The sequence below is a fragment of the Pseudomonas sp. B1(2018) genome (assembly GCF_003097365.1).
GTDB classification, from domain to species: domain Bacteria; phylum Pseudomonadota; class Gammaproteobacteria; order Pseudomonadales; family Pseudomonadaceae; genus Aquipseudomonas; species Aquipseudomonas laurylsulfatiphila.
This window is the reverse complement of the sequence record NZ_PYUK01000014.1, coordinates 43257-62225: the sequence shown is the minus strand read 5'-3', so window position 1 is coordinate 62225 and position 18969 is coordinate 43257. Positions and strand designations below refer to the sequence as shown.

General features: G+C 62.0%; 16 protein-coding genes and 3 tRNA genes. 15 read left to right on the top strand and 4 right to left on the bottom strand.

The genetic code is table 11. The annotated features are described in order from the left end of the window. Nucleotides 1-38: 38 nt before the first annotated feature. The 12 genes from truA (at nucleotide 39) to C9422_RS21280 (ending at nucleotide 9445) form a co-directional block, all read left to right on the top strand. Nucleotides 39-863, top strand: a complete 825-nt coding sequence (gene truA, locus C9422_RS21335; RefSeq protein WP_032829430.1) for a tRNA pseudouridine(38-40) synthase TruA — start codon at nucleotides 39-41, stop codon at nucleotides 861-863. 63 nt (nucleotides 864-926) lie between these two features. After that, nucleotides 927-1553, top strand: coding sequence for a phosphoribosylanthranilate isomerase (locus C9422_RS21330; protein WP_007975664.1), 627 nt, complete (start codon nucleotides 927-929; stop codon nucleotides 1551-1553). Between the two features lie 191 nt (nucleotides 1554-1744). Then, the gene (accD, locus tag C9422_RS21325; RefSeq protein ID WP_007975665.1) at nucleotides 1745-2665 is read left to right on the top strand and encodes an acetyl-CoA carboxylase, carboxyltransferase subunit beta; all 921 of its coding nucleotides are present in this window, start codon (nucleotides 1745-1747) and stop codon (nucleotides 2663-2665) included. Beyond that, a complete protein-coding gene (gene folC / locus C9422_RS21320) occupies nucleotides 2662-3969 on the top strand; it encodes a bifunctional tetrahydrofolate synthase/dihydrofolate synthase (RefSeq protein ID WP_116582036.1) in 1308 nt (435 codons plus the stop codon). The genes accD and folC overlap by 4 nt, the downstream gene beginning before the upstream one ends. Next, nucleotides 3953-4630 (top strand): SPOR domain-containing protein, encoded by a 678-nt coding sequence (locus C9422_RS21315; RefSeq protein ID WP_116582035.1) that lies wholly within the window; start codon nucleotides 3953-3955, stop codon nucleotides 4628-4630. Before folC ends, C9422_RS21315 begins: the two co-directional genes overlap by 17 nt. A gap of 98 nt (nucleotides 4631-4728) precedes the next feature. After that, the gene (locus C9422_RS21310) at nucleotides 4729-5289 is read left to right on the top strand and encodes a CvpA family protein (protein ID WP_056722189.1); all 561 of its coding nucleotides are present in this window, start codon (nucleotides 4729-4731) and stop codon (nucleotides 5287-5289) included. Between the two features lie 41 nt (nucleotides 5290-5330). Beyond that, nucleotides 5331-6836 (top strand): amidophosphoribosyltransferase, encoded by a 1506-nt coding sequence (purF, locus tag C9422_RS21305; RefSeq protein WP_007975670.1) that lies wholly within the window; start codon nucleotides 5331-5333, stop codon nucleotides 6834-6836. A gap of 73 nt (nucleotides 6837-6909) precedes the next feature. Continuing rightward, nucleotides 6910-8121, top strand: coding sequence for an O-succinylhomoserine sulfhydrylase (locus tag C9422_RS21300; protein ID WP_116582034.1), 1212 nt, complete (start codon nucleotides 6910-6912; stop codon nucleotides 8119-8121). Then, nucleotides 8118-8894 carry an SDR family oxidoreductase gene (locus C9422_RS21295; RefSeq protein ID WP_116582033.1) on the top strand — a complete coding sequence of 259 codons (777 nt, stop codon included), beginning with the start codon at nucleotides 8118-8120 and terminating at the stop codon, nucleotides 8892-8894. Before C9422_RS21300 ends, C9422_RS21295 begins: the two co-directional genes overlap by 4 nt. Before the next feature lie 176 nt (nucleotides 8895-9070). After that, nucleotides 9071-9146, top strand: a tRNA-Val gene (locus tag C9422_RS21290). Nucleotides 9147-9199: 53 nt separating this feature from the next. Beyond that, nucleotides 9200-9276 (top strand) — tRNA-Asp (locus C9422_RS21285). Between the two features lie 92 nt (nucleotides 9277-9368). Then, a tRNA-Asp gene (locus tag C9422_RS21280) sits at nucleotides 9369-9445 on the top strand. Nucleotides 9446-9581: 136 nt separating this feature from the next. On the opposite strand, the gene aldA is transcribed toward C9422_RS21280, so the two are convergent. From aldA to C9422_RS21260, 4 genes are read right to left on the bottom strand one after another with little or no spacing between them, the layout of a single operon-like run. Continuing rightward, complete coding sequence (gene aldA / locus C9422_RS21275) at nucleotides 9582-11015, bottom strand: aldehyde dehydrogenase (RefSeq protein ID WP_116582032.1); 1434 nt, start codon at nucleotides 11013-11015, stop codon at nucleotides 9582-9584. A gap of 19 nt (nucleotides 11016-11034) precedes the next feature. Then, entirely contained in the window at nucleotides 11035-11835 is an 801-nt protein-coding gene (locus C9422_RS21270) for an aldolase/citrate lyase family protein (RefSeq protein ID WP_116582031.1), read from the bottom strand. A 14-nt stretch (nucleotides 11836-11849) separates the two neighbouring features. Next, on the bottom strand, nucleotides 11850-13034 hold the full coding sequence (gene rhmD / locus C9422_RS21265; protein ID WP_116582030.1) for an L-rhamnonate dehydratase: 1185 nt from the start codon (nucleotides 13032-13034) through the stop codon (nucleotides 11850-11852). A 33-nt stretch (nucleotides 13035-13067) separates the two neighbouring features. Continuing rightward, the gene (locus tag C9422_RS21260) at nucleotides 13068-14363 is read right to left on the bottom strand and encodes an MFS transporter (protein ID WP_108230009.1); all 1296 of its coding nucleotides are present in this window, start codon (nucleotides 14361-14363) and stop codon (nucleotides 13068-13070) included. Between the two features lie 124 nt (nucleotides 14364-14487). On the opposite strand from C9422_RS21260, the gene C9422_RS21255 reads away from it, so the two are divergent. From C9422_RS21255 to C9422_RS21245, 3 genes are all read left to right on the top strand, one after another. Beyond that, on the top strand, nucleotides 14488-15429 hold the full coding sequence (locus C9422_RS21255) for a LysR family transcriptional regulator (protein ID WP_116582029.1): 942 nt from the start codon (nucleotides 14488-14490) through the stop codon (nucleotides 15427-15429). Between the two features lie 176 nt (nucleotides 15430-15605). Beyond that, nucleotides 15606-18437, top strand: a complete 2832-nt coding sequence (locus C9422_RS21250) for a xanthine dehydrogenase family protein molybdopterin-binding subunit (protein WP_116582028.1) — start codon at nucleotides 15606-15608, stop codon at nucleotides 18435-18437. Continuing rightward, nucleotides 18430-18969 (top strand): (2Fe-2S)-binding protein, encoded by a 540-nt coding sequence (locus C9422_RS21245; protein WP_015095868.1) that lies wholly within the window; start codon nucleotides 18430-18432, stop codon nucleotides 18967-18969. Before C9422_RS21250 ends, C9422_RS21245 begins: the two co-directional genes overlap by 8 nt.

Sequence of the window (18969 nt, the reverse complement as noted above, 5' to 3'; positions counted from 1 at the left end):
GTCCCTCCTTGGCAAATATAGATAACCCGGCCGCCGAAATGGCAGCCGACGGCTTTTTCCGGATCGCGCTGGGCGTCGAATACAAAGGCTCGCGCTACCGTGGCTGGCAGCGCCAGGCGTCCGGGGTGCTCACCGTGCAGGAAACCCTCGAAAACGCCTTGTCCAAAGTCGCCGACTCGCCCGTCTCGCTGATGTGCGCCGGGCGTACCGACGCCGGGGTGCATGCCTGCGGACAGGTGGTGCATTTCGATACCCAGGTCGAGCGTTCGATGAAGGCCTGGACCATGGGCGCCAACATCAACTTGCCCCACGACGTCAGTGTCAGTTGGGCCAAGGTCATGCCGGCGCACTTCCATGCGCGGTTCAAGGCCATCGCCCGGCGCTATCGCTACGTGATCTACAACGATCAGATCCGCCCCGCGCACCTGAACGAAGAAGTGACCTGGAACCACCGCCCGCTGGACGTCGAGCGCATGGCCGAGGCTGCTCAATACCTGCTCGGCACCCATGATTTCAGTGCTTTCCGTGCCGGCCAGTGCCAGGCCAAGTCGCCGATCAAGGAACTGCATCACCTGCGTGTCACCCGTCACGGCAAGATGATCGTGCTGGACATTCGCGCCAGCGCCTTCCTGCACCACATGGTGCGCAACATCGCCGGCGTGCTGATGACCATTGGCGCCGGTGAACGTCCGGTGGAGTGGATGAAAGAGGTGCTGGAGAGCCGGATCCGCCGGACCGGTGGCGTGACCGCGCATCCATTCGGGTTGTATCTGGTGCAGGTCGAGTACCGTGACGAGTTCGAATTGCCAGAACGTTACATCGGTCCACACTTCCTGACCGGCTTCTCCGAACTTGGCGGCTGACGCCCTCGAACGCTTTTGTTACCATCCGGGACTTTCCCGGATTTGTCTTGGAGTTGTATCGACATGTCAGCCGTTCGCAGCAAGATCTGTGGGATTACCCGCATAGAGGATGCGTTGGCAGCCGTCGAGGCCGGGGCGGATGCCATCGGATTCGTGTTCTATGCCAAAAGCCCCCGTGCGGTGACGTTCCAGCAGGCGCGCTCGATCATCCAGGCACTGCCGCCGTTCGTGACCACCGTGGGCCTGTTCGTCAATGCGAGCCGTTGCGAGCTGGGCGAACTCCTCGACGCGGTGCCCCTGGACCTGCTGCAATTTCACGGCGATGAAAGCGCGGCGGATTGTGAAGGCTGGCACCGTCCGTACATCAAGGCGCTGCGGGTCAAGGCCGGGGATGACATCGCCGCGGCCTGTGATGCTTATGCCAGTGCCAGCGGTATCCTGCTCGACACCTATGTCGAAGGCGTTCCCGGAGGAACCGGTGAGGCGTTTGACTGGTCACTGATACCGCAAGGCTTGAGCAAGCCGATCATTCTGGCCGGCGGCCTGACGCCGGATAACGTCGCCGAAGCGATAACCCGCGTCCGGCCCTATGCCGTGGATGTCAGCGGCGGGGTAGAGGCGAGCAAGGGCATCAAGGATCACGCAAAGGTTCAGGCATTTATCAAGGCGGTACGCGGTAGCACCTGTTGATGTGACGGCTGGCAGTCTGCCGCCGTCCACTGCACTGTACAAAACGGCTGAGGGTCATGGGGTGGTACGCAGGTCACGTTTCGCTGATCCGGCCATTCACTGATCATCGCCGCACACATGAATTTAGCGCTAGGGCATACACGGGGCTGCGAACCAGAGCGTTCGGGCCGCCGGTACTGGAGAAAGAAAGCATGAGCAACTGGTTAGTAGACAAACTGATCCCTTCGATCATGCGTTCCGAGGTCAAGAAGAGCTCGGTGCCTGAAGGTCTTTGGCACAAATGCCCGTCTTGCGAGGCTGTGCTGTATCGTCCGGAGTTGGAAAAGACCCTGGACGTTTGCCCCAAGTGCAACCATCACATGCGTATCGGCGCCCGCGCCCGTATCGACATCTTCCTCGACGTTGAAGGCCGTACCGAACTGGGTGCAGACCTGGAGCCGGTTGACCGTCTGAAATTCCGCGACGGCAAGAAGTACAAGGACCGCCTGACCGCTGCACAGAAGCAGACCGGCGAAAAAGACGCGCTGGTTTCGATGAGCGGTACTTTGCTGGGCATGCCGATCGTGGTTTCTGCGTTCGAGTTTTCCTTCATGGGCGGTTCGATGGGTGCCATCGTCGGCGAGCGTTTCGTTCGCGCCGCCAACTACGCCCTGGAAAAACGTTGCCCGATGGTCTGTTTCTCGGCTTCCGGCGGTGCGCGGATGCAGGAGGCGCTGATTTCCCTGATGCAGATGGCCAAGACCTCTGCGGTGCTGGCGCGTCTGCGCGAAGAAGGCATCCCGTTCATCTCCGTGCTGACCGATCCGGTCTACGGCGGCGTTTCCGCCAGCCTGGCGATGCTGGGCGACGTGATTGTCGGCGAGCCGAAGGCGCTGATCGGTTTTGCCGGTCCGCGTGTGATCGAGCAGACCGTGCGTGAAAAGCTGCCGGAAGGCTTCCAGCGCAGCGAGTTCCTGCTGGAGCACGGTGCCATCGACATGATCATCGACCGTCAGGAGCTGCGTCCGCGCCTGGGCAACCTGCTGGCGCAAATGATGGGCTTGCCGACGCCGAAGTTCGTGGCTGCACCCATCGAGCCAATCGTGGTTCCACCGGTACCTGCCAGCCTATGACCCAACGTACCCTTGGCGAATGGCTCGCCTACCTCGAACAGTTGCACCCTTCGGCCATCGACATGGGGCTGGAGCGGTCGCAGCAGGTAGCGTCCCGCATGGGACTGGGCAAGCCGGCGCCACGGGTGATTACGGTCACCGGGACCAACGGCAAGGGTTCCACCTGCGCGTTCGTTGCGTCCTTGCTGCGGGCCCAGGGCTTGAAAGTGGGGGTTTACAACTCCCCGCACCTGCTGCGCTACAACGAGCGGGTAACGGTCAACGGCGTCGAAGCCACTGACGCCGAGCTGTGCGAGGCCTTTGCTGCGGTAGAGGCCGGGCGTGGCGACACTTCGCTCACCTACTTCGAAATGGGCACCCTGGCGGCGTTCTGGCTGTTCCAGCACTCCGGGCTCGATGCGGTGGTGCTGGAAGTCGGTCTGGGCGGTCGTCTGGACACGGTCAACGTGGTGGATGCCGACATGGCGCTGGTCACCAGTATTGGCGTCGATCATGCCGATTACCTGGGGGATACCCGAGAGTCCGTGGCCTTTGAGAAGGCCGGGATTTTCCGCCAGGGCGCGCCTGCGCTCTGCGGCGATCTGAATCCTCCACAACCCCTGCTGGACAAGGCGCGCGAGCTCAACTGCCCGTTTTTCCTGCGTGGGCGCGATTTTGATCTCGGCGTGACCGATCACAACTGGCAATGGCGCGGTGTCGATGCGCAAGGGCGTGCGGTCGAGCTGCGCGACCTGCCGCTGCTCGACCTGCCGATGGAAAACGCTGCGGTGGCGTTGCAGGCTTACTTGCTGCTTGGCTTGCCTTGGGTGGATGCGCAGATTATCGAAGCGCTGCGGGCTACGAAGGTGGTCGGTCGTCTGGATCGCCGTGCGTTCGAGTGGCAGGGCAAGCGTTTGAATTTATTGCTGGATGTGGGGCATAACCCGCATGCGGCGGAGTATCTGGCCCGGCGTCTGGCCAGCCGTCCACCGGTCGGCAAGCGTCTGGCGGTGTTCGGGCTGCTGGCGGACAAGGATCTGGGTGGTGTTGTCGGCGAATTGAATGCTAGTGTCCAGCACTGGGCTGTTGCACCACTGGATTCGCCTCGGGCGCGTCCGGTTGCGGATCTGCACGACGCATTGCAGGGTCTTGGTGCCTCGGTCACGTCTTACAACAGTGTAGCGGCCGCCCTGGAAGGGCAGTGCGCGCAGGCCACGAGCGACGACGAAATCCTGTTGTTCGGATCATTTTATTGTGTCGCCGAGGCCCTTGAATGGCTGGCCCGGCGCTCCACGGAGGAAGCGGCAAATGGCATTGCTGGATAAGGCATACAAACAGCGCATGGTTGGCGCCCTGGTGTTGGTCGCGCTGGCGGTGATTTTTCTGCCGATGCTGTTTTCCCGCCAGGACGAACAGCGTCAGGTGACGGTCGAAGCGCCGGCGGCCCCGCAGGCGCCTGCGTTGCCCCAGGTGCAGGTCGAGCCTGTGGCGGTGCCTGAGCCGCAAGCCTTGCCCCAGGAGCCCGTGCCGAGCGATGACGAAATCGCCCAGCAGGAATCGGCGGTGCCGGCTGTGCCGGTGGCTCCGGCACCGGCACCGGCTGCCAAACCGGTTACGCCGCCGCCTGCGCCTGCGCCTGCACCCGTGCCGGCGCTGGCCGCCAAGCCTGCAACCGCGCCTGCCCAGCCCATCACGGCGGCACCCGGCAAGCCGGACACCACGCAAAGCCGTGTCGATGCCAATGGCTTGTCGGTCAGCTGGTCGGTGCAACTGGCCAGCCTGGCGAACCGTGAAAGCGCGGAAAAGCTGCAGAAAACCCTGCGCAGCCAGGGTTACAACGCCTACATCCGGACCGCCGACGGCAAAAACCGGGTGTTTGTCGGGCCGCTGATCGAGCGTGCAGAAGCCGACCGGCTGCGGGATTTGCTGAACCGCCAGCAGAACCTGAAGGGGTTTGTCGTGCGCTTTCAGCCGGAACGTGGCTAAAACTATCGCTCCGATATGAAATGCACTGACAATCGCAGCTTACCGATAAGCATGGGCTCTGCTAAAATGCGCCGCCTTATCCGTCTGTAGGCTGCACTGTGCCATTTACCTGGGTTGACTGGGCGATCGTAGCAATCGTCGCCATCTCCGCATTGATCAGTCTGAGTCGCGGCTTCGTCAAAGAAGCACTGTCGCTGCTGACCTGGATCATCGCAGGAGTCGTTGCCTGGATGTTCGGTGGTTCACTGTCCGAGTACCTCGGCGGGTACATTCAAACGCCATCGGCTCGTATAATCACGGGCTGCGCCATCATGTTTGTCGCCACTTTAATCGTAGGCGCAATGATCAATTATCTTATCGGCGAACTGGTTCGCGTCACCGGGCTCTCCGGGACCGACCGATTCCTCGGCATGGCCTTCGGCGCCGCGCGTGGCGGGTTGCTGGTGGTCATCGCCGTCGGGCTGTTGAGCCTGGGGCCGGTACAGCAGGACGGGTGGTGGAAAGAGTCACAGCTCGTGCCAAAATTTCTATTGGTCGCCGACTGGTCCAAAAACCTGATCCTCGGGTGGAGCAGTCAGTGGCTTGCCAGCGGAATCAGCGTACCCGCTGATATTCCGTTCAAGGAGCAACTCTTGCCGACGGCCAAAACGCCTCAGTAAGTGTTGTTCAGTTCAGATCCATTAAGTAGGGGTTGCGTCGCATGTGTGGCATCGTCGGTATCGTCGGTAAGTCGAACGTCAATCAGGCGCTGTATGACGCGCTAACCGTGCTCCAGCACCGCGGCCAGGACGCTGCCGGTATCGTGACCAGCCATGATGGCCGGTTGTTCCTGCGCAAGGATAACGGCCTGGTGCGTGACGTGTTCCAGCAGCGTCACATGCAGCGCCTGGTCGGCCACATGGGCATTGGCCATGTGCGTTATCCGACCGCGGGCAGCTCGACGTCGGCTGAAGCTCAACCGTTTTACGTCAACTCGCCTTACGGCATCACCCTGGCGCACAACGGTAACCTGACCAACGTTGAACAACTGGCCAAGGAGATTTACGAATCTGACCTGCGCCACGTCAACACCAGCTCCGACTCGGAAGTGCTGCTCAACGTGTTCGCGCACGAACTGGCCCAGCGCGGCAAGTTGCAGCCGACCGAAGAGGACGTGTTCGCCGCCGTCACCGACGTGCACAACCGTTGCGTCGGTGGTTATGCCGTCGTGGCGATGATTACCGGCTACGGCATCGTGGGCTTTCGCGACCCGCACGGCATCCGCCCGATCGTTTTCGGCCAACGTCACACCGACGAAGGCGTCGAGTACATGATCGCCTCGGAAAGCGTTTCCCTGGACGTGCTGGGCTTCACCCTGATTCGCGACCTGGCGCCAGGCGAAGCGGTCTACATCACTGAAGAGGGCAAGCTGTACACCCGTCAGTGCGCGACCAACCCGTCCCTGACCCCGTGCATCTTCGAACACGTCTACCTGGCGCGTCCGGATTCGATCATCGACGGCGTGTCGGTCTACAAGGCCCGCCTGCGCATGGGTGAGAAGCTGGCCGAGAAGATCCTGCGCGAGCGTCCGGATCACGACATCGACGTGGTCATCCCGATTCCGGACACCAGCCGCACCGCCGCGCTGGAGCTGGCGAACCACCTGGGCGTGAAGTTCCGCGAAGGCTTCGTGAAGAACCGCTACATCGGCCGGACCTTCATCATGCCGGGCCAGGCCGCGCGGAAAAAATCCGTACGCCAGAAGCTCAACGCCATCGAACTGGAATTCCGCGGCAAGAACGTGATGCTGGTGGATGACTCCATCGTTCGCGGCACCACGTGCAAGCAGATCATCCAGATGGCCCGCGAAGCCGGCGCCAAGAACGTCTATTTCTGCTCCGCGGCGCCAGCGGTTCGCTACCCGAACGTCTACGGCATCGACATGCCGAGCGCTCACGAGCTGATCGCGCACAACCGTTCGACCCAGGACGTGGCTGACCTGATCGGTGCCGACTGGCTGATCTATCAGGACCTGCCTGACTTGATCGAAGCGGTCGGTGGCGGCAAGATCAAGATCGACAAGTTCGATTGCGCGGTGTTCGATGGCCAGTACGTCACTGGCGACGTCGACGAGGCTTACCTGAACAAGATCGAGCAGGCACGCAACGATGCCTCCAAGGTCAAGACGCAGGCAGTCAGCGCGATCATTGATCTGTACAACAACTGAGTTTCTACCGGCCCTGAGGGGCCGGTTTTGTATCCGGCTTTTAAATTACGAGAATAGGGAAAGGAGTGACAGCATGAGTCAGGATTGGGATGCCGGTCGGCTGGACAGCGACCTCGAAGGCGTAGCGTTCGATACCCTGGCCGTACGTGCCGGTCAGCACCGTACGCCGGAAGGCGAACACGGTGATCCGATGTTCTTCACTTCCAGCTATGTATTCCGCACCGCTGCCGACGCAGCCGCGCGTTTTGCCGGGGAAGTGCCGGGCAACGTTTACTCGCGCTACACCAACCCGACCGTACGCGCCTTCGAAGAGCGCATCGCCGCTCTGGAAAGCGCCGAACAAGCCGTGGCCACCGCCACCGGCATGGCTGCGATCATGGCCGTGGTGATGAGCCTGTGCAGCGCCGGCGATCACGTATTGGTGTCGCGCAGCGTGTTCGGCTCGACCATCAGCCTGTTCGAAAAGTACTTCAAGCGTTTCGGCATCGAAGTCGATTACGTTGCCCTGGCGGATCTGTCCGGCTGGGATGCGGCGATCAAGTCCAATACCAAGCTGCTGTTCGTCGAGTCGCCGTCCAACCCGCTGGCCGAGTTGGTCGACATTGCCGAACTGGCGAAAATCGCCCACACCAAGGGCGCGATGCTGGTGGTCGACAACTGCTTCTGCACCCCGGCGTTGCAGCAGCCGCTGAAAATGGGCGCGGACATCGTCGTGCACTCGGCCACCAAGTTCATCGACGGCCAGGGCCGTTGCATGGGTGGTGTGGTCGCCGGTCGCAGCGAGCAGATGAAAGAAGTGGTTGGCTTCCTGCGTACCGCCGGGCCGACCCTGAGCCCGTTCAACGCCTGGATCTTCCTCAAGGGCCTGGAGACCCTGAACCTGCGGATGAAGGCCCATTGTGCCAACGCCCAGCAACTGGCCGAGTGGCTGGAACAGCAGGCAGGCATCGAGAAAGTCCATTACGCCGGCCTCAAGAGTCATCCGCAGCATGAACTGGCGCTGCGCCAGCAGAAGGGTTTCGGTGCGGTCGTCAGTTTTGAGGTGAGGGGCGGCAAAGAGGGCGCCTGGCGCTTTATCGACGCCACGCGCCTGATTTCGATCACCGCCAACCTGGGCGACAGCAAGACCACCATCACGCATCCGAGCACCACCTCCCATGGTCGCCTGGCGCCGCAGGAGCGTGAAGCGGCGGGCATTCGTGACAGCCTGATCCGCATTGCGGTCGGCCTGGAAGACGTGGCGGACCTGCAAGCCGACCTGGCGCGCGGCCTGGCTGCGTTGTGATCGAGTTGTCTACGCCGACCACCGGCTCCAATGGCCGCGTAGCGCTGGTGACCGGTGCTGCGCGGGGCATAGGCCTGGGGATTTCGGCCTGGCTGATCAGCGAAGGCTGGCAAGTCGTGCTGACGGATCTGGACCGCGAGCGCGGATCGAAAGTGGCGAAAGTGCTGGGCGACAACGCCTGGTTCATCGCCATGGATGTCGCCAACGAGGGGCAAGTCGCGCTGGGCGTGGCCGAAGTGCTCGGCCAGTTCGGGCGCCTGGATGCGCTGGTCTGCAATGCGGCGGTGGCCGATCCGCACAACATCACCCTGGAAAGCCTCGACCTGGCTCACTGGAACCGGGTGTTGGCGGTGAACCTCAGTGGGCCGATGCTGTTGGCCAAGCACTGTGCGCCGTACCTGCGCGCTCACAGCGGTGCCATCGTCAATCTGGCCTCGACCCGCGCCGCGCAGTCGGAGCCCGACACTGAGGCCTATGCGGCGAGCAAGGGCGGCTTGTTGGCCCTGACTCACGCATTGGCCATCAGCCTTGGCCCGGAGATCCGGGTCAATGCCGTCAGCCCTGGCTGGATCGATGCGCGTGACCCCTCGGTGCGGCGCGCCGAACCCTTGACCGAGGCCGATCATGCCCAGCATCCGGCGGGCAGGGTAGGGACGGTCGAGGATGTGGCGGCGATGGTGGCCTGGCTGCTGTCGAGGAATGCCGGTTTTGTCACTGGCCAGGAGTTCGTGGTCGATGGCGGCATGACCAAGAAGATGATCTATGAGCAGTGAAAGGCAGCTTCAAGCTGCAAGTTAAAGCGTGACGGTGGTGTGCCTGCTATATGCATGCTTGCTTTTACTTGCAGCTCGAAGCTTGCCGCTAAAAGCTGTTTTTGAAAAAAACTTCAATCCTGCTATTGACTTAGGTTCGCTACCTGCGTAAATTTCGCGGCCTCGGAGATGCAAACGGGTGATTAGCTCAGCTGGGAGAGCGTCTGCCTTACAAGCAGAATGTCGGCGGTTCGATCCCGTCATCACCCACCACTCCCGAGATACTTGCGAAAGCAAGAGGTAGGCTGAAATGCCTCCACCGACGCGCAGCGGTAGTTCAGTCGGTTAGAATACCGGCCTGTCACGCCGGGGGTCGCGGGTTCGAGTCCCGTCCGCTGCGCCATATTTTCCGAGTCAGATTCATCTGGTTCGAGATTGAAAAGCTACTGAGTTTTCAATCAGACGAGTTACTTGAGCATCTGCTCAAAGCGATACGCAGCGGTAGTTCAGTCGGTTAGAATACCGGCCTGTCACGCCGGGGGTCGCGGGTTCGAGTCCCGTCCGCTGCGCCATATCTGCCCCGAGGCCCACTGAACGCCTTGGAGCTACGAAGAAACCACTGGTTACTTCGAGTCGATAGCAAAAACCCTGGTCGAAAGACCGGGGTTTTTTGTTTCTGCGATTTGGCAATCCGCCTGAATACCTCACTTAGCCTTGCAAATACACCGCGTGGGTATGGGTGTATTCGTACAGCCCGTGCTTGCCATCCGCGCCGCCGATGCCGGACTTGCGCACACCGGCATGGAAACCTTGCATGGCTTCGAAGTTCTCGCGATTGACGTAGGTTTCGCCAAAATCCAGCTCGCGCATCGCCTGCAGGGTTTTGCTCAGGTCACGGGTGTAGATCGACGAAGTCAGGCCATAGTCGCAGTCGTTGGCCAGGGCGATGGCTTCGTCCAGGTCGTCGATTATCTGGATCGGCAGCACTGGCCCGAAAATCTCTTCGCGCATGATCTCCATGTCGGCGCGACAACCGGCTAAAACAGTGGGCTGGAAGTGGAAGCCATTCGGCAGGTCGGCTATTTGCCCGCCGCTGATCAGGCTTGCGCCCTGGCTCAATGCGGTGCGGACTTTGCGGTTGACGCTGTCCAGCCCCTGGCGGTTGATCAGCGGGCCCATCTCTACATCGGGCTGCGCAATCGGGTCGCCATAGCGCGTTGCACTCATGGCCGCCGCGATGCGTTCGATGAACTGATCCGCCACCTTGCGCTCGACATAGACCCGCTCGGCGCAATTGCACACCTGGCCGCTGTTGATGATCCGTGAATCGCGGATCGCCCTGACCGCCAGGTCGAGGTCTGCATCCGCCAGCACAATGGCCGGCGCCTTGCCGCCCAGTTCCAGGTTGAGTTTGGTGATGTTCGGCGCGGCGGCGGCCATGATTCGTGAGCCGGTGTCGACGCTGCCGGTGAAACTGATCATGTCCACGCCCTTGTGCGAACTCAGTGCCGCGCCGACTCGGCCGTCACCGCAGACCACGTTGAACACGCCAGGCGGCAGGTCGGTTTCGGCGACCAGCCGGGCAAATTCGAAGCAGTTGTTCGGGGTTTCTTCGCTGGGCTTGATGACGATGGTGTTACCGGTCAGCAGGGCCGGGGCCATCTTGCGGGCGATCAGGAAGAAGGGGAAATTCCATGGCAGGATCCCGGCCACCACGCCCAGTGGTTTGCGCAACAGGAAGATGTTTTCGTTCTGGCGGTCGCTGGTGATGATTTCACCTTCGATACGCCGGGCCCATTCGGCCATGTAGTCGAGGTAGTCGGCGGTGAAGTTGACTTCGACTTCCGCCAGCCCGCTGATCTTGCCTTGCTCCAGGGTGATGGTGCGCGCCAGGTGCGAGACGTTTTCCCGCAGTTTCGCGGCGATCCGGCGCAAGTAGCCGGCGCGGTCATTCGCCGGTTTGCGCGCCCAGTCTTTCTGCGCGGCACGGGCGGCAGCGAGGGCACGGTCGACGTCCTCGGCGGTTGAGGCCGGAACTTTCGACAGCACGGCGCCGGTGGCCGGGTTGATCACATCGAGGTGGGCAGCACTGGCCACGAACTGGCCGTCGATGAAGTTTTCGTAAACAGGCACGGATGACATGGTGCGACTCCTTGGCAGATCAGTAGGTGCGTGACGGCGCTTGAGTGGTGGCAGGTTCGCGATAGCGGGCGAGGGTGGCCATGGCGCCTTGGCGCAGCAGGCTGATGTCGATGGCCACGGCAATGAACTGGCAGCCCCAGCGCTGGTAGCGGCGGGCGTCTTCTTCGTTGGGCGCGAGAATCCCGCAGGCCTTGCCGGCCGCCAGTGTGGCGTTCACGGCGTGTTGAATCCGTTCCTGGACTTCCGGGTGGCCGGGGTTACCGGCATGACCCAGGCCGATCGACAAATCCGCCGGCCCGATAAACACCGCATCCACGCCCTCGACGGCGGCAATTGCGGCGACGTTTTCCACGCCGGTGCGCGATTCCACCTGCACGATCAGGCACAGTTGTTCGTGGGCGGTATTCAGGTAATCCGGCACGCCGTCCCAGCGCGTGGCCCGGGTCAGGCCGCCGCCGACCCCGCGGATGCCGTGGGGCGGGTAGCGCATGGCGCGCACCAGTGTCTGTGCCTGCTCAGCGGTTTCGACCATCGGGATCATCAGCGTCTGCGCGCCGATATCCAGCAGTTGCTTGATCAGGTTGGCATCGCCATTCACCGCGCGCACCACTGGCGCGGTCGGGTAAGGCGCCACGGCCTGCAACTGGGCGAGTACGCCGGGCACGGTGTTGGGCGCGTGCTCGCCATCGATCAGCATCCAGTCGTAACCGGTGGTGGCGACGATCTCGGCGGCGTAGCCGGTGGCGAACCCGGCCCAGATGCCGTACCGGGTTTCGCTGTTGTTCAGTGCGGCCTTGAACGTGTTGTGCGGCATGTTCATCACGAACTCCTTTCTCAGCGGTTATACGGCCGATGCAGTTGGCATTCCGGGTTGAGGGTCACGCCGAAACCCGGCTGGTCGAGCGCGGACAGGCGCATGCGGCCATTGACCGGCACCGGTTCGCCAAGCAATTGCGGGTGGAACATCGGCACCACTTCGTCAGCCTTCGGCGCCATCATCAGGAACTCGGCGAACGGGCTGTTATGCCGGGTGGCGACGAAGTGGTAGCTGTACACCGAAGAACCGTGGGGGATGACCAGCGCGTTGTGGGCATCGGCCAGGGCCGAGATCTTCACCAGTTCAGTGATCCCGCCGCACCAGCCGACATCCGGCTGGATGATGTCGCAGCAGCCCATCTCCAGCAGCATGCGGAAGCCCCAGCGCGTGGCTTCGTGTTCACCGGTGGTGACCAGCATGCCCTTGGGTACGTTGTTGCGCAGGGCGGCGTAGCCCCAGTAATCGTCCGGCGGCAGGGCTTCTTCGATCCATTTCAGGCCGTATTCGTGGGCGCCAACCGCCAGTCTGGTGGCGTAGTTGAGGTCCAGGCTCATCCAGCAATCGAGCATCAGCCAGAAGTCCGGACCGACACGCTCGCGCATGGTCGCCAGTTCTTCGAGGTTCTTGCGCAGGCCTTCTTCGCCTTCGCCCGGGCCGTGGTGCAGCGGCATCTTGCCGCCGATGAAGCCCATTTTCTGCGCCAGGTCAGGGCGGGCGCCGGTGGCGTAGAACTGCAGCTCGTCGCGCACCGCACCGCCTAGCAACTGGTGCACGGGCTCCTGGCGGATCTTGCCGAGCAAGTCCCACAGCGCCAGGTCGACGCCGGAGATCGTGTTGATGACGATGCCCTTGCGCCCGTAATACAAGGTCGACTGGTACATCTGGTCCCAGATTTTTTCGATGTCGGTGATCCGGGCGCCTTCGAGGAAGCGTGCCAGGTGCTTCTCGACAATGTAGGCGGCCGGCTCGCCGCCAGTGGTCACGGCAAAACCGACGGTGCCGTCGCTCGCCTCGATCTCCACCACCAGGGTGCCGAGTACGTTGATGCCGAAGGTGCGGCGGCTCTGGCGGTACTCGGGGTATTTGCTCATCGGCGTGGCAATGTGATCGTCGATCCAGTGGCCGTCGGCCTGGTCGTGATAATCCGCGCCGCCGCCTCGCAGCGTGAAAGCGCGGACGTGTTTGATGGTTGGAATGCCCATGGTGTGATTCCTTTTGTTAAACGGCGGTCAGGTTTAAACGGTGGCCGGTTTGTTCGAGGCTTCATGGCCGGGCGCGCGTACGCCCAGCACCAGCAACGCGGCAATGACGGTGGTAACGGCCAGCACGTACAAGCCTGCTGCCGGTGAATGGAAAGCGCCTTCGGCCCAGTTCTTCAGGATGGGGGCGATGAAGCCGCCGAGGGCGCCGAACGAGTTGATCAGGGCGATCCCGGCCGCGGCGGCGCTGCCGGCGAGGTAGCTGGAGGGGAAGGTCCAGAACACCGGTTGCACGGCGATGAAGCCGGAGGCGGCAAAACACAGCGCGATGATCCCCAGCAGCGGGTTGCTGAAGGTCACCGAGCAGGCGATCCCGGCGGCGGCCATCAGCAAGGTCAGGCATGCGGTGCGCCGACGTTCACCGGTGCGGTCGCTGTAGCCGGGGATCAGGTAGGCGGCGAGCAATGCGCAAATCCATGGAATCGCCGTGACCAGGCCGACCATCAGCCCGACCTTGGTCCCCAGCAGTCCGCCGACCTGGCTTGGCAGGTAAAACACCACGCCGTAGACGCTGGCCTGGATCAACAGGTAGATCAGGCACAGGTACAGCACCGAGGGTTGGCAAATGACGTTGAGCAGGCTGCGGCCGTGGTTCTGTTTATGGCTGTCTTCCTGATCGAGCAGGGTCTGCACTTGCTGGCGTTCTTCGACGGTCAGCCACTTGGCGTCGGCCGGGCGGTTGTCCAGGTACCAGTAGGCCCAGATACCCACCGCTGTCGCCATCAGGCCTTCAACGGCAAACAGCCACTGCCAGCCGTGGAAGCCGGCGAAACCGTCCAGTTCCAGCAGCAGGCCGGACAACGGACTGCCAAAGATGAATGCCAGCGGCGCACCGAAATAGAAGAAGCCCATGGCCTTGCCGCGCACGGCGCTGGGGAACCAGTAGGTGAGGTAGAGGATCACGCCGGGAAAGAAGCCGGCTTCGGCCACGCCCAGCAGGAAGCGCAGGATGTAGAAGCTGGTTTCTGTGTGGGCGAAGACCATGGCGGCGGAGACCAGGCCCCAGGTGACCATGATCCGGCACATCCACAGGCGGGCGCCGACGCGGTGCAGGATCAGGTTGCTCGGCACTTCAAGCAACGCGTAGCCCACGAAGAACACCCCGGCGCCGAAGGCGAAGGCTGCATCGCTGATGTTGGTATCGGCTTGGAAGGCTTGCTTGGCAAACCCGACGTTGGCGCGGTCGAGGAAGGCCATGATGTACATCAGCAGGAGAAACGGGAGTAGCCGCCAGGAAATTTTGGCGAGCAGAGGCGCGGGTAGAGTCTTCATCGCAGTTTTCCTTTGGTAGGGCATTTGTTCTTATGGGGAAGACTGTACGGCCGCTGATCGATGCGTTACAAATCGAATCTAGCTCACAACTGATACCTTGAGGGTATCGATAAAAAGGCCCGCCATGACCACGCCGATCATCTCCCGCAGCCTGCTCAATCGCCTGCGTTACAAGCATCTGCACATGCTGGTGACGCTCAGCTCCAGCCAGAACCTGCACCGCGCTTCGCAAAGCCTGAACATGTCGCAACCGGCGGCAACTCGCATGCTCCATGAGATTGAAGACATGTTCGGCTGCGATCTGTTCGAGCGCCTGCCGCGGGGGATGCGCCCGACAGCGCTGGGCCAGGAACTGATTCGCTTTGCCGAGTCGGCCATCAGTGGTCTGGACCGTTGTGCCGAGGACCTGATGGCGCGGCAGCAGGGCGGCTACGGCTATCTGTCGATCGGTACCATCATGGGCGCGGCGCCGGGCCTGGTCATGGATTCGATTGCCGAGATCAAGGCGCTCAATCCGCAACTGCGGATCCGCATCATGGGCGACACGAGCGACCAGGTGATCCAGTTGCTGGAACAGGGCCGCATCGACCTCGCCATCGCCCGGCGCAATGCCGCCACGGACAGTGAGCATTACGTCTTCGAGCAATTGGGTAACGAACGCTTGCTGGTGGTGGTGCACGCCGGCCACCCGCTGGCCCGGCGCAAAAAACTGGAAATGGCCGAGCTGGTCAGCGGTTGGCCGTGGATCCTGCAACCGGAAACCAGTCCGGCGCGCATCGGCCTGGATCAGGCCTTGCAGCGGTTAGCCTTGCCGCTACCGGCGGACATCATCGAATGCAGTTCGGTGTACTCCATGCAGCAACTGATTCAGCTGACCGACGCGATCATGGTTCTGTCGGAAACCGCATTGCGCGACTATCTTAAAATGGGCTTGGTGGTGGCGTTGCCGGTGGAACTGGATGTGCAGATGGCGCCATTCGGGTTGTTGTTGCGTAAGGGCGAGCACATCAGCCGGGAGTTGGGGTTGTTCATCGAACTGCTGCGTCGAAAAGTCGCGGTTTTTTGATTCCTTGGTCAGTTTTTAGTTTTCCGTCAGGCCATAAGCCTATAAACTTAACCTTTCGGTCAGCTTTGCACTGTCAACAACAGCCCTTTGTATCGTCAAAAGGGGCTTCTGCAAGACTCGAGATTTCCAGTACATAACCAGAAGGGCGGACCCCATAACCGCCCAGAGGATGATCCATGTCCAACCGTGATATATCCCGGCGCTCGTTCCTTCAGGGCGGGCTGGTAGCGGGTGTGAGCGTGACGCTCACGCCGTTGAGCAGCCAGGCGCTGGCCGCCTTGATGGAAAACAGCGTGACCGTGCCGTCCGAGCAGTGGCTCGGCAACAATGGCAAGGCGCGCGCCCGTAACGATGCCTTGTCCAAGGTCTGCGGCAGCAAAGTCTTTGCCCGCGACATCCGCGCCAAGGACATGCCGGGCTGGCCGCAGCAGCAAGGCCACGCCATGCTGCTGAAAACCATCAAGGCCGACCACATCTTCGCAGGCATCGACCTGTCGTGGCTGGGTGCCGAGTTGCAGCCGGACCGCATCGTCACCGCCGAAGACCTGGTCAAGGACGGTATCGTGTTCCCTGAGGAGCATGCTCCGGATCCATTGTTGCCGGCCGGCAAGGTGCCCATGTTCATCGGGCACCCGGTGGCGATCCTGATCTGGAACGACTTCGAGCGTTTCCGTCAGGCCAAGAATCAGCTCAAGTTCAATGACAAGGCCATCCGCTACGGCGAAAAAGTGCCGTTCTATGAAGGCGACCCTTACGGCAGCTTCCGCTATGTGCGCGTCGGCGGTGCGACTTCGGCGGACGAAGACGAGTTCGCCAGCCTCAAGGATTCGATCCTGTTCCCGATGCTGAAAAACCGTCGTCCGGTGTGGAACTCCCAGCCGAACCTGCACGGCAACCTGACCGAGCGCGGGTTGTTCTACGCCGACCGCATGAAGCAGCAGATCGATACGCCGCCGGACAACTGGCTGGTGTTCGACGAGCGCTACAAGACCCCGTCGATCGAGCCGGCCGCCCTGGAACCGGACAACGGCAACGGCTGGTACGACCCGGCCACCAAGACCCTGCATTTCGTCGTCGCCACCCAGTGCCCGCTGGAAGCCGCGACCGAGACGGCGAAGATGATCGCGCCGTCGCGTTTCGGCCTGGCCAACCTGAATATGCACCCGGGTTACACCGTCGGTTACGGCTCGAAAGATCACAACATTTTCGTCTACTACGCAGCGCTGGCCGCGTTGTACGGCGCCGGTGTGCCGGTGCGCCTGGCCAACGACCGCTACGAGCAGTTCCAGAGCGGCATCAAGCGTCACCCGTTCGACATTCGCTACCAACTGGCGGTGGACAAGAACGACCACAGCTTCAAGATCTTCCGCGCTGAAATGAGCGTCGACGGTGGCGGGCGAATCAACTACAGCCCGTCGGTGGCGGCGGTGGGTGCCACGGCCGCGCAATCGATCTATTACATGCCGCAGAACGACCTGCAGGTCACGGCTTACCATTCCCGTGCGGTAGAAGCCGGGTCGATGCGTGGCTACGGCACCCTGCAGAGCATGGCGTCGACCGAAATGATGGTCGACGAAATCGCCGATCGCCTGGGTATCGATGCCATTGAACTGCGCCGCAAGAACGCGTTGCGCTCGGGCATGAAAAACACCCAGGGCGCGATCCCGGCGGGTGCCTTGCGCCTACACGAGATTCTCGACAAGGCGGCTGCCCACGAGGTCTGGAAAAACCGCGACGCGGTCAAGAAACAACGCGAAGCTGCTGATCCGGATAACTGGTACGGCGTGGGTTTCGCCATCTGCCAGAAAGACTTCGGCACCGGTTCCGAAGCGCCGATGGCCAGCATTGAATTCACCGCCGAAGGTCGCATCAGCCTGCGCCACATCGGTATCGAGATCGGCACCGGCATGTCGACCTCGCAGGCCATGGTCGTGGCCGATTTCCTCGGTGTCCCGGCGCACGAAGTGAAGACCGGTGAAACCGAATGGAAAGAGTTGCAGCTGATCAGCAGCGGCAACCCGTACATCATGAGCCAGGCCGAACAGGATAATGTTCTGCGCAACCCGCGTTGGGTCGGCAAGGTGGCTTCGGCGTCGTCGGCCACCAACTCGGCGTACTACTTCAGCCACGCCACCCGTGAAGCGGCGCGCGTGCTGTTCAACCACGGCCTGTGGCCGGCGGCGATGGAGATCTGGCGCCAAGGCCCTTATGGCGGTCAGGCCAACCCTTACGTGGTGCGCCGCGAAGACGCCCATTGGGTCGATGGCAAGCTCACCGCCAACGGCATGGAACCCCTGCCGTTCGCCATGCTGGCCAAGCGTGTTCACGAGCGCGGCCTGGTGAGCGGCGCCACGGTGCACGGTTTCAACCGCTGGAGCTGGGCCGAGGCCGAGTTCAGCATCGATGGCGTGCGTGAGCGCCTGCCGCTCGATGGCCTGGCCGTGAAGTACGGCGACGGTGCACCGAATGCGAAGAAGGCGCAGATGAACAGCGCCGGTTTCCATTTGCTGGACCGGCAGAACATCGCTTACCCGGCAACCCAGTTGAACAACGCGGCGGTGACTTACTACAGCCCGGTGGCGACGCTGGTGGAAGTGAAGGTCAACAAGGGTTCGAACGAAGTGTCGGTACTCAACCATCACTCGTGGGTCGAGTGCGGTCGTGTGCTGGTGCCGGAACTGGTCAAGGGCCAGCTCGAAGGCGGCATCGCCATGGGCATCGGCCATGCGCTGATGGAAGAAATGCCGCTGTACGAAGGCGGGCCGGGGGAGGGTGACTGGAACTTCAACCGTTACCGCCTGCCAATGGCGCGCCACGTCGCGGTGTGGAAGCAGACGGCGGAGATCCTGCCGCCACTCTCGCCAAGCGACCCGTCCAAGGGCATCGCCGAAGTGGTGATGATTCCGGTGGTCGGTGCCATCGGCAATGCGGTGGCCCATGCCATCGGTAAACGTGTCCGCGACCTGCCTATCACTTCTGCACGCATCAAGGAGGCCCTCAATGGCTAACCGTCCGCTTCAACTGACCCTCAACGGTCAATCCGTCGGCCCGGTGGACATCCCTGATGACCTGCCGATGATCGACTACCTGCACGAGTACAAGAACCTCACCGGTTCGCGCCTGGGCTGCGGCCAGGGCATCTGCCACGCCTGCGTGGTGATCGTCGACAACCCTGACGGCACCAGCGAAGAAGTGCGCACCTGCATCACCGGCGCGCACTATTTCGAAGGCAAGAAAGTACGGACCATCGAAGGCCATGCGACCTGCGACGAGCAGGGCAAGGTCACCGAGCTGAACCCGATCCAGCAGCGCTTCGTCGACGAATTCGCCTTCCAGTGCAGCTACTGCGCGCCGGGCTTCGTCAATGCCGCGACCGTGCTGGTGGAAAAGCTGCAGCGTCAGCCGATCGTCAAAAGCCAGCTGGAAAAAGTCATCGAGGACAGCCTCGGTCATCACATCTGCCGTTGCACCGGGTACGTGCGCTACTACAGTGCCACCCGCAACGTGCTGACCGATCTCGGCCTGGTCAAGGAGGGTTAA

Bases quoted from the DNA above. Each gene is read 5' to 3' on its own strand.
- C9422_RS21270 (WP_116582031.1), bottom strand. From the start codon at position 11,835: ATGAACATGCCGCACAACACGTTCAAGGCCGCACTGAACAACAGCGAA.
- truA (WP_032829430.1), top strand. From the start codon at position 39: ATGGCAGCCGACGGCTTTTTCCGGATCGCGCTGGGCGTCGAATACAAA.
- C9422_RS21330 (WP_007975664.1), top strand. From the start codon at position 927: ATGTCAGCCGTTCGCAGCAAGATCTGTGGGATTACCCGCATAGAGGAT.
- rhmD (WP_116582030.1), bottom strand. From the start codon at position 13,034: ATGGGCATTCCAACCATCAAACACGTCCGCGCTTTCACGCTGCGAGGC.
- aldA (WP_116582032.1), bottom strand. From the start codon at position 11,015: ATGTCATCCGTGCCTGTTTACGAAAACTTCATCGACGGCCAGTTCGTG.
- C9422_RS21255 (WP_116582029.1), top strand. From the start codon at position 14,488: ATGACCACGCCGATCATCTCCCGCAGCCTGCTCAATCGCCTGCGTTAC.
- accD (WP_007975665.1), top strand. From the start codon at position 1,745: ATGAGCAACTGGTTAGTAGACAAACTGATCCCTTCGATCATGCGTTCC.
- C9422_RS21260 (WP_108230009.1), bottom strand. From the start codon at position 14,363: ATGAAGACTCTACCCGCGCCTCTGCTCGCCAAAATTTCCTGGCGGCTA.
- purF (WP_007975670.1), top strand. From the start codon at position 5,331: ATGTGTGGCATCGTCGGTATCGTCGGTAAGTCGAACGTCAATCAGGCG.
- C9422_RS21245 (WP_015095868.1), top strand. From the start codon at position 18,430: ATGGCTAACCGTCCGCTTCAACTGACCCTCAACGGTCAATCCGTCGGC.
- C9422_RS21300 (WP_116582034.1), top strand. From the start codon at position 6,910: ATGAGTCAGGATTGGGATGCCGGTCGGCTGGACAGCGACCTCGAAGGC.
- C9422_RS21250 (WP_116582028.1), top strand. From the start codon at position 15,606: ATGTCCAACCGTGATATATCCCGGCGCTCGTTCCTTCAGGGCGGGCTG.
- C9422_RS21315 (WP_116582035.1), top strand. From the start codon at position 3,953: ATGGCATTGCTGGATAAGGCATACAAACAGCGCATGGTTGGCGCCCTG.
- folC (WP_116582036.1), top strand. From the start codon at position 2,662: ATGACCCAACGTACCCTTGGCGAATGGCTCGCCTACCTCGAACAGTTG.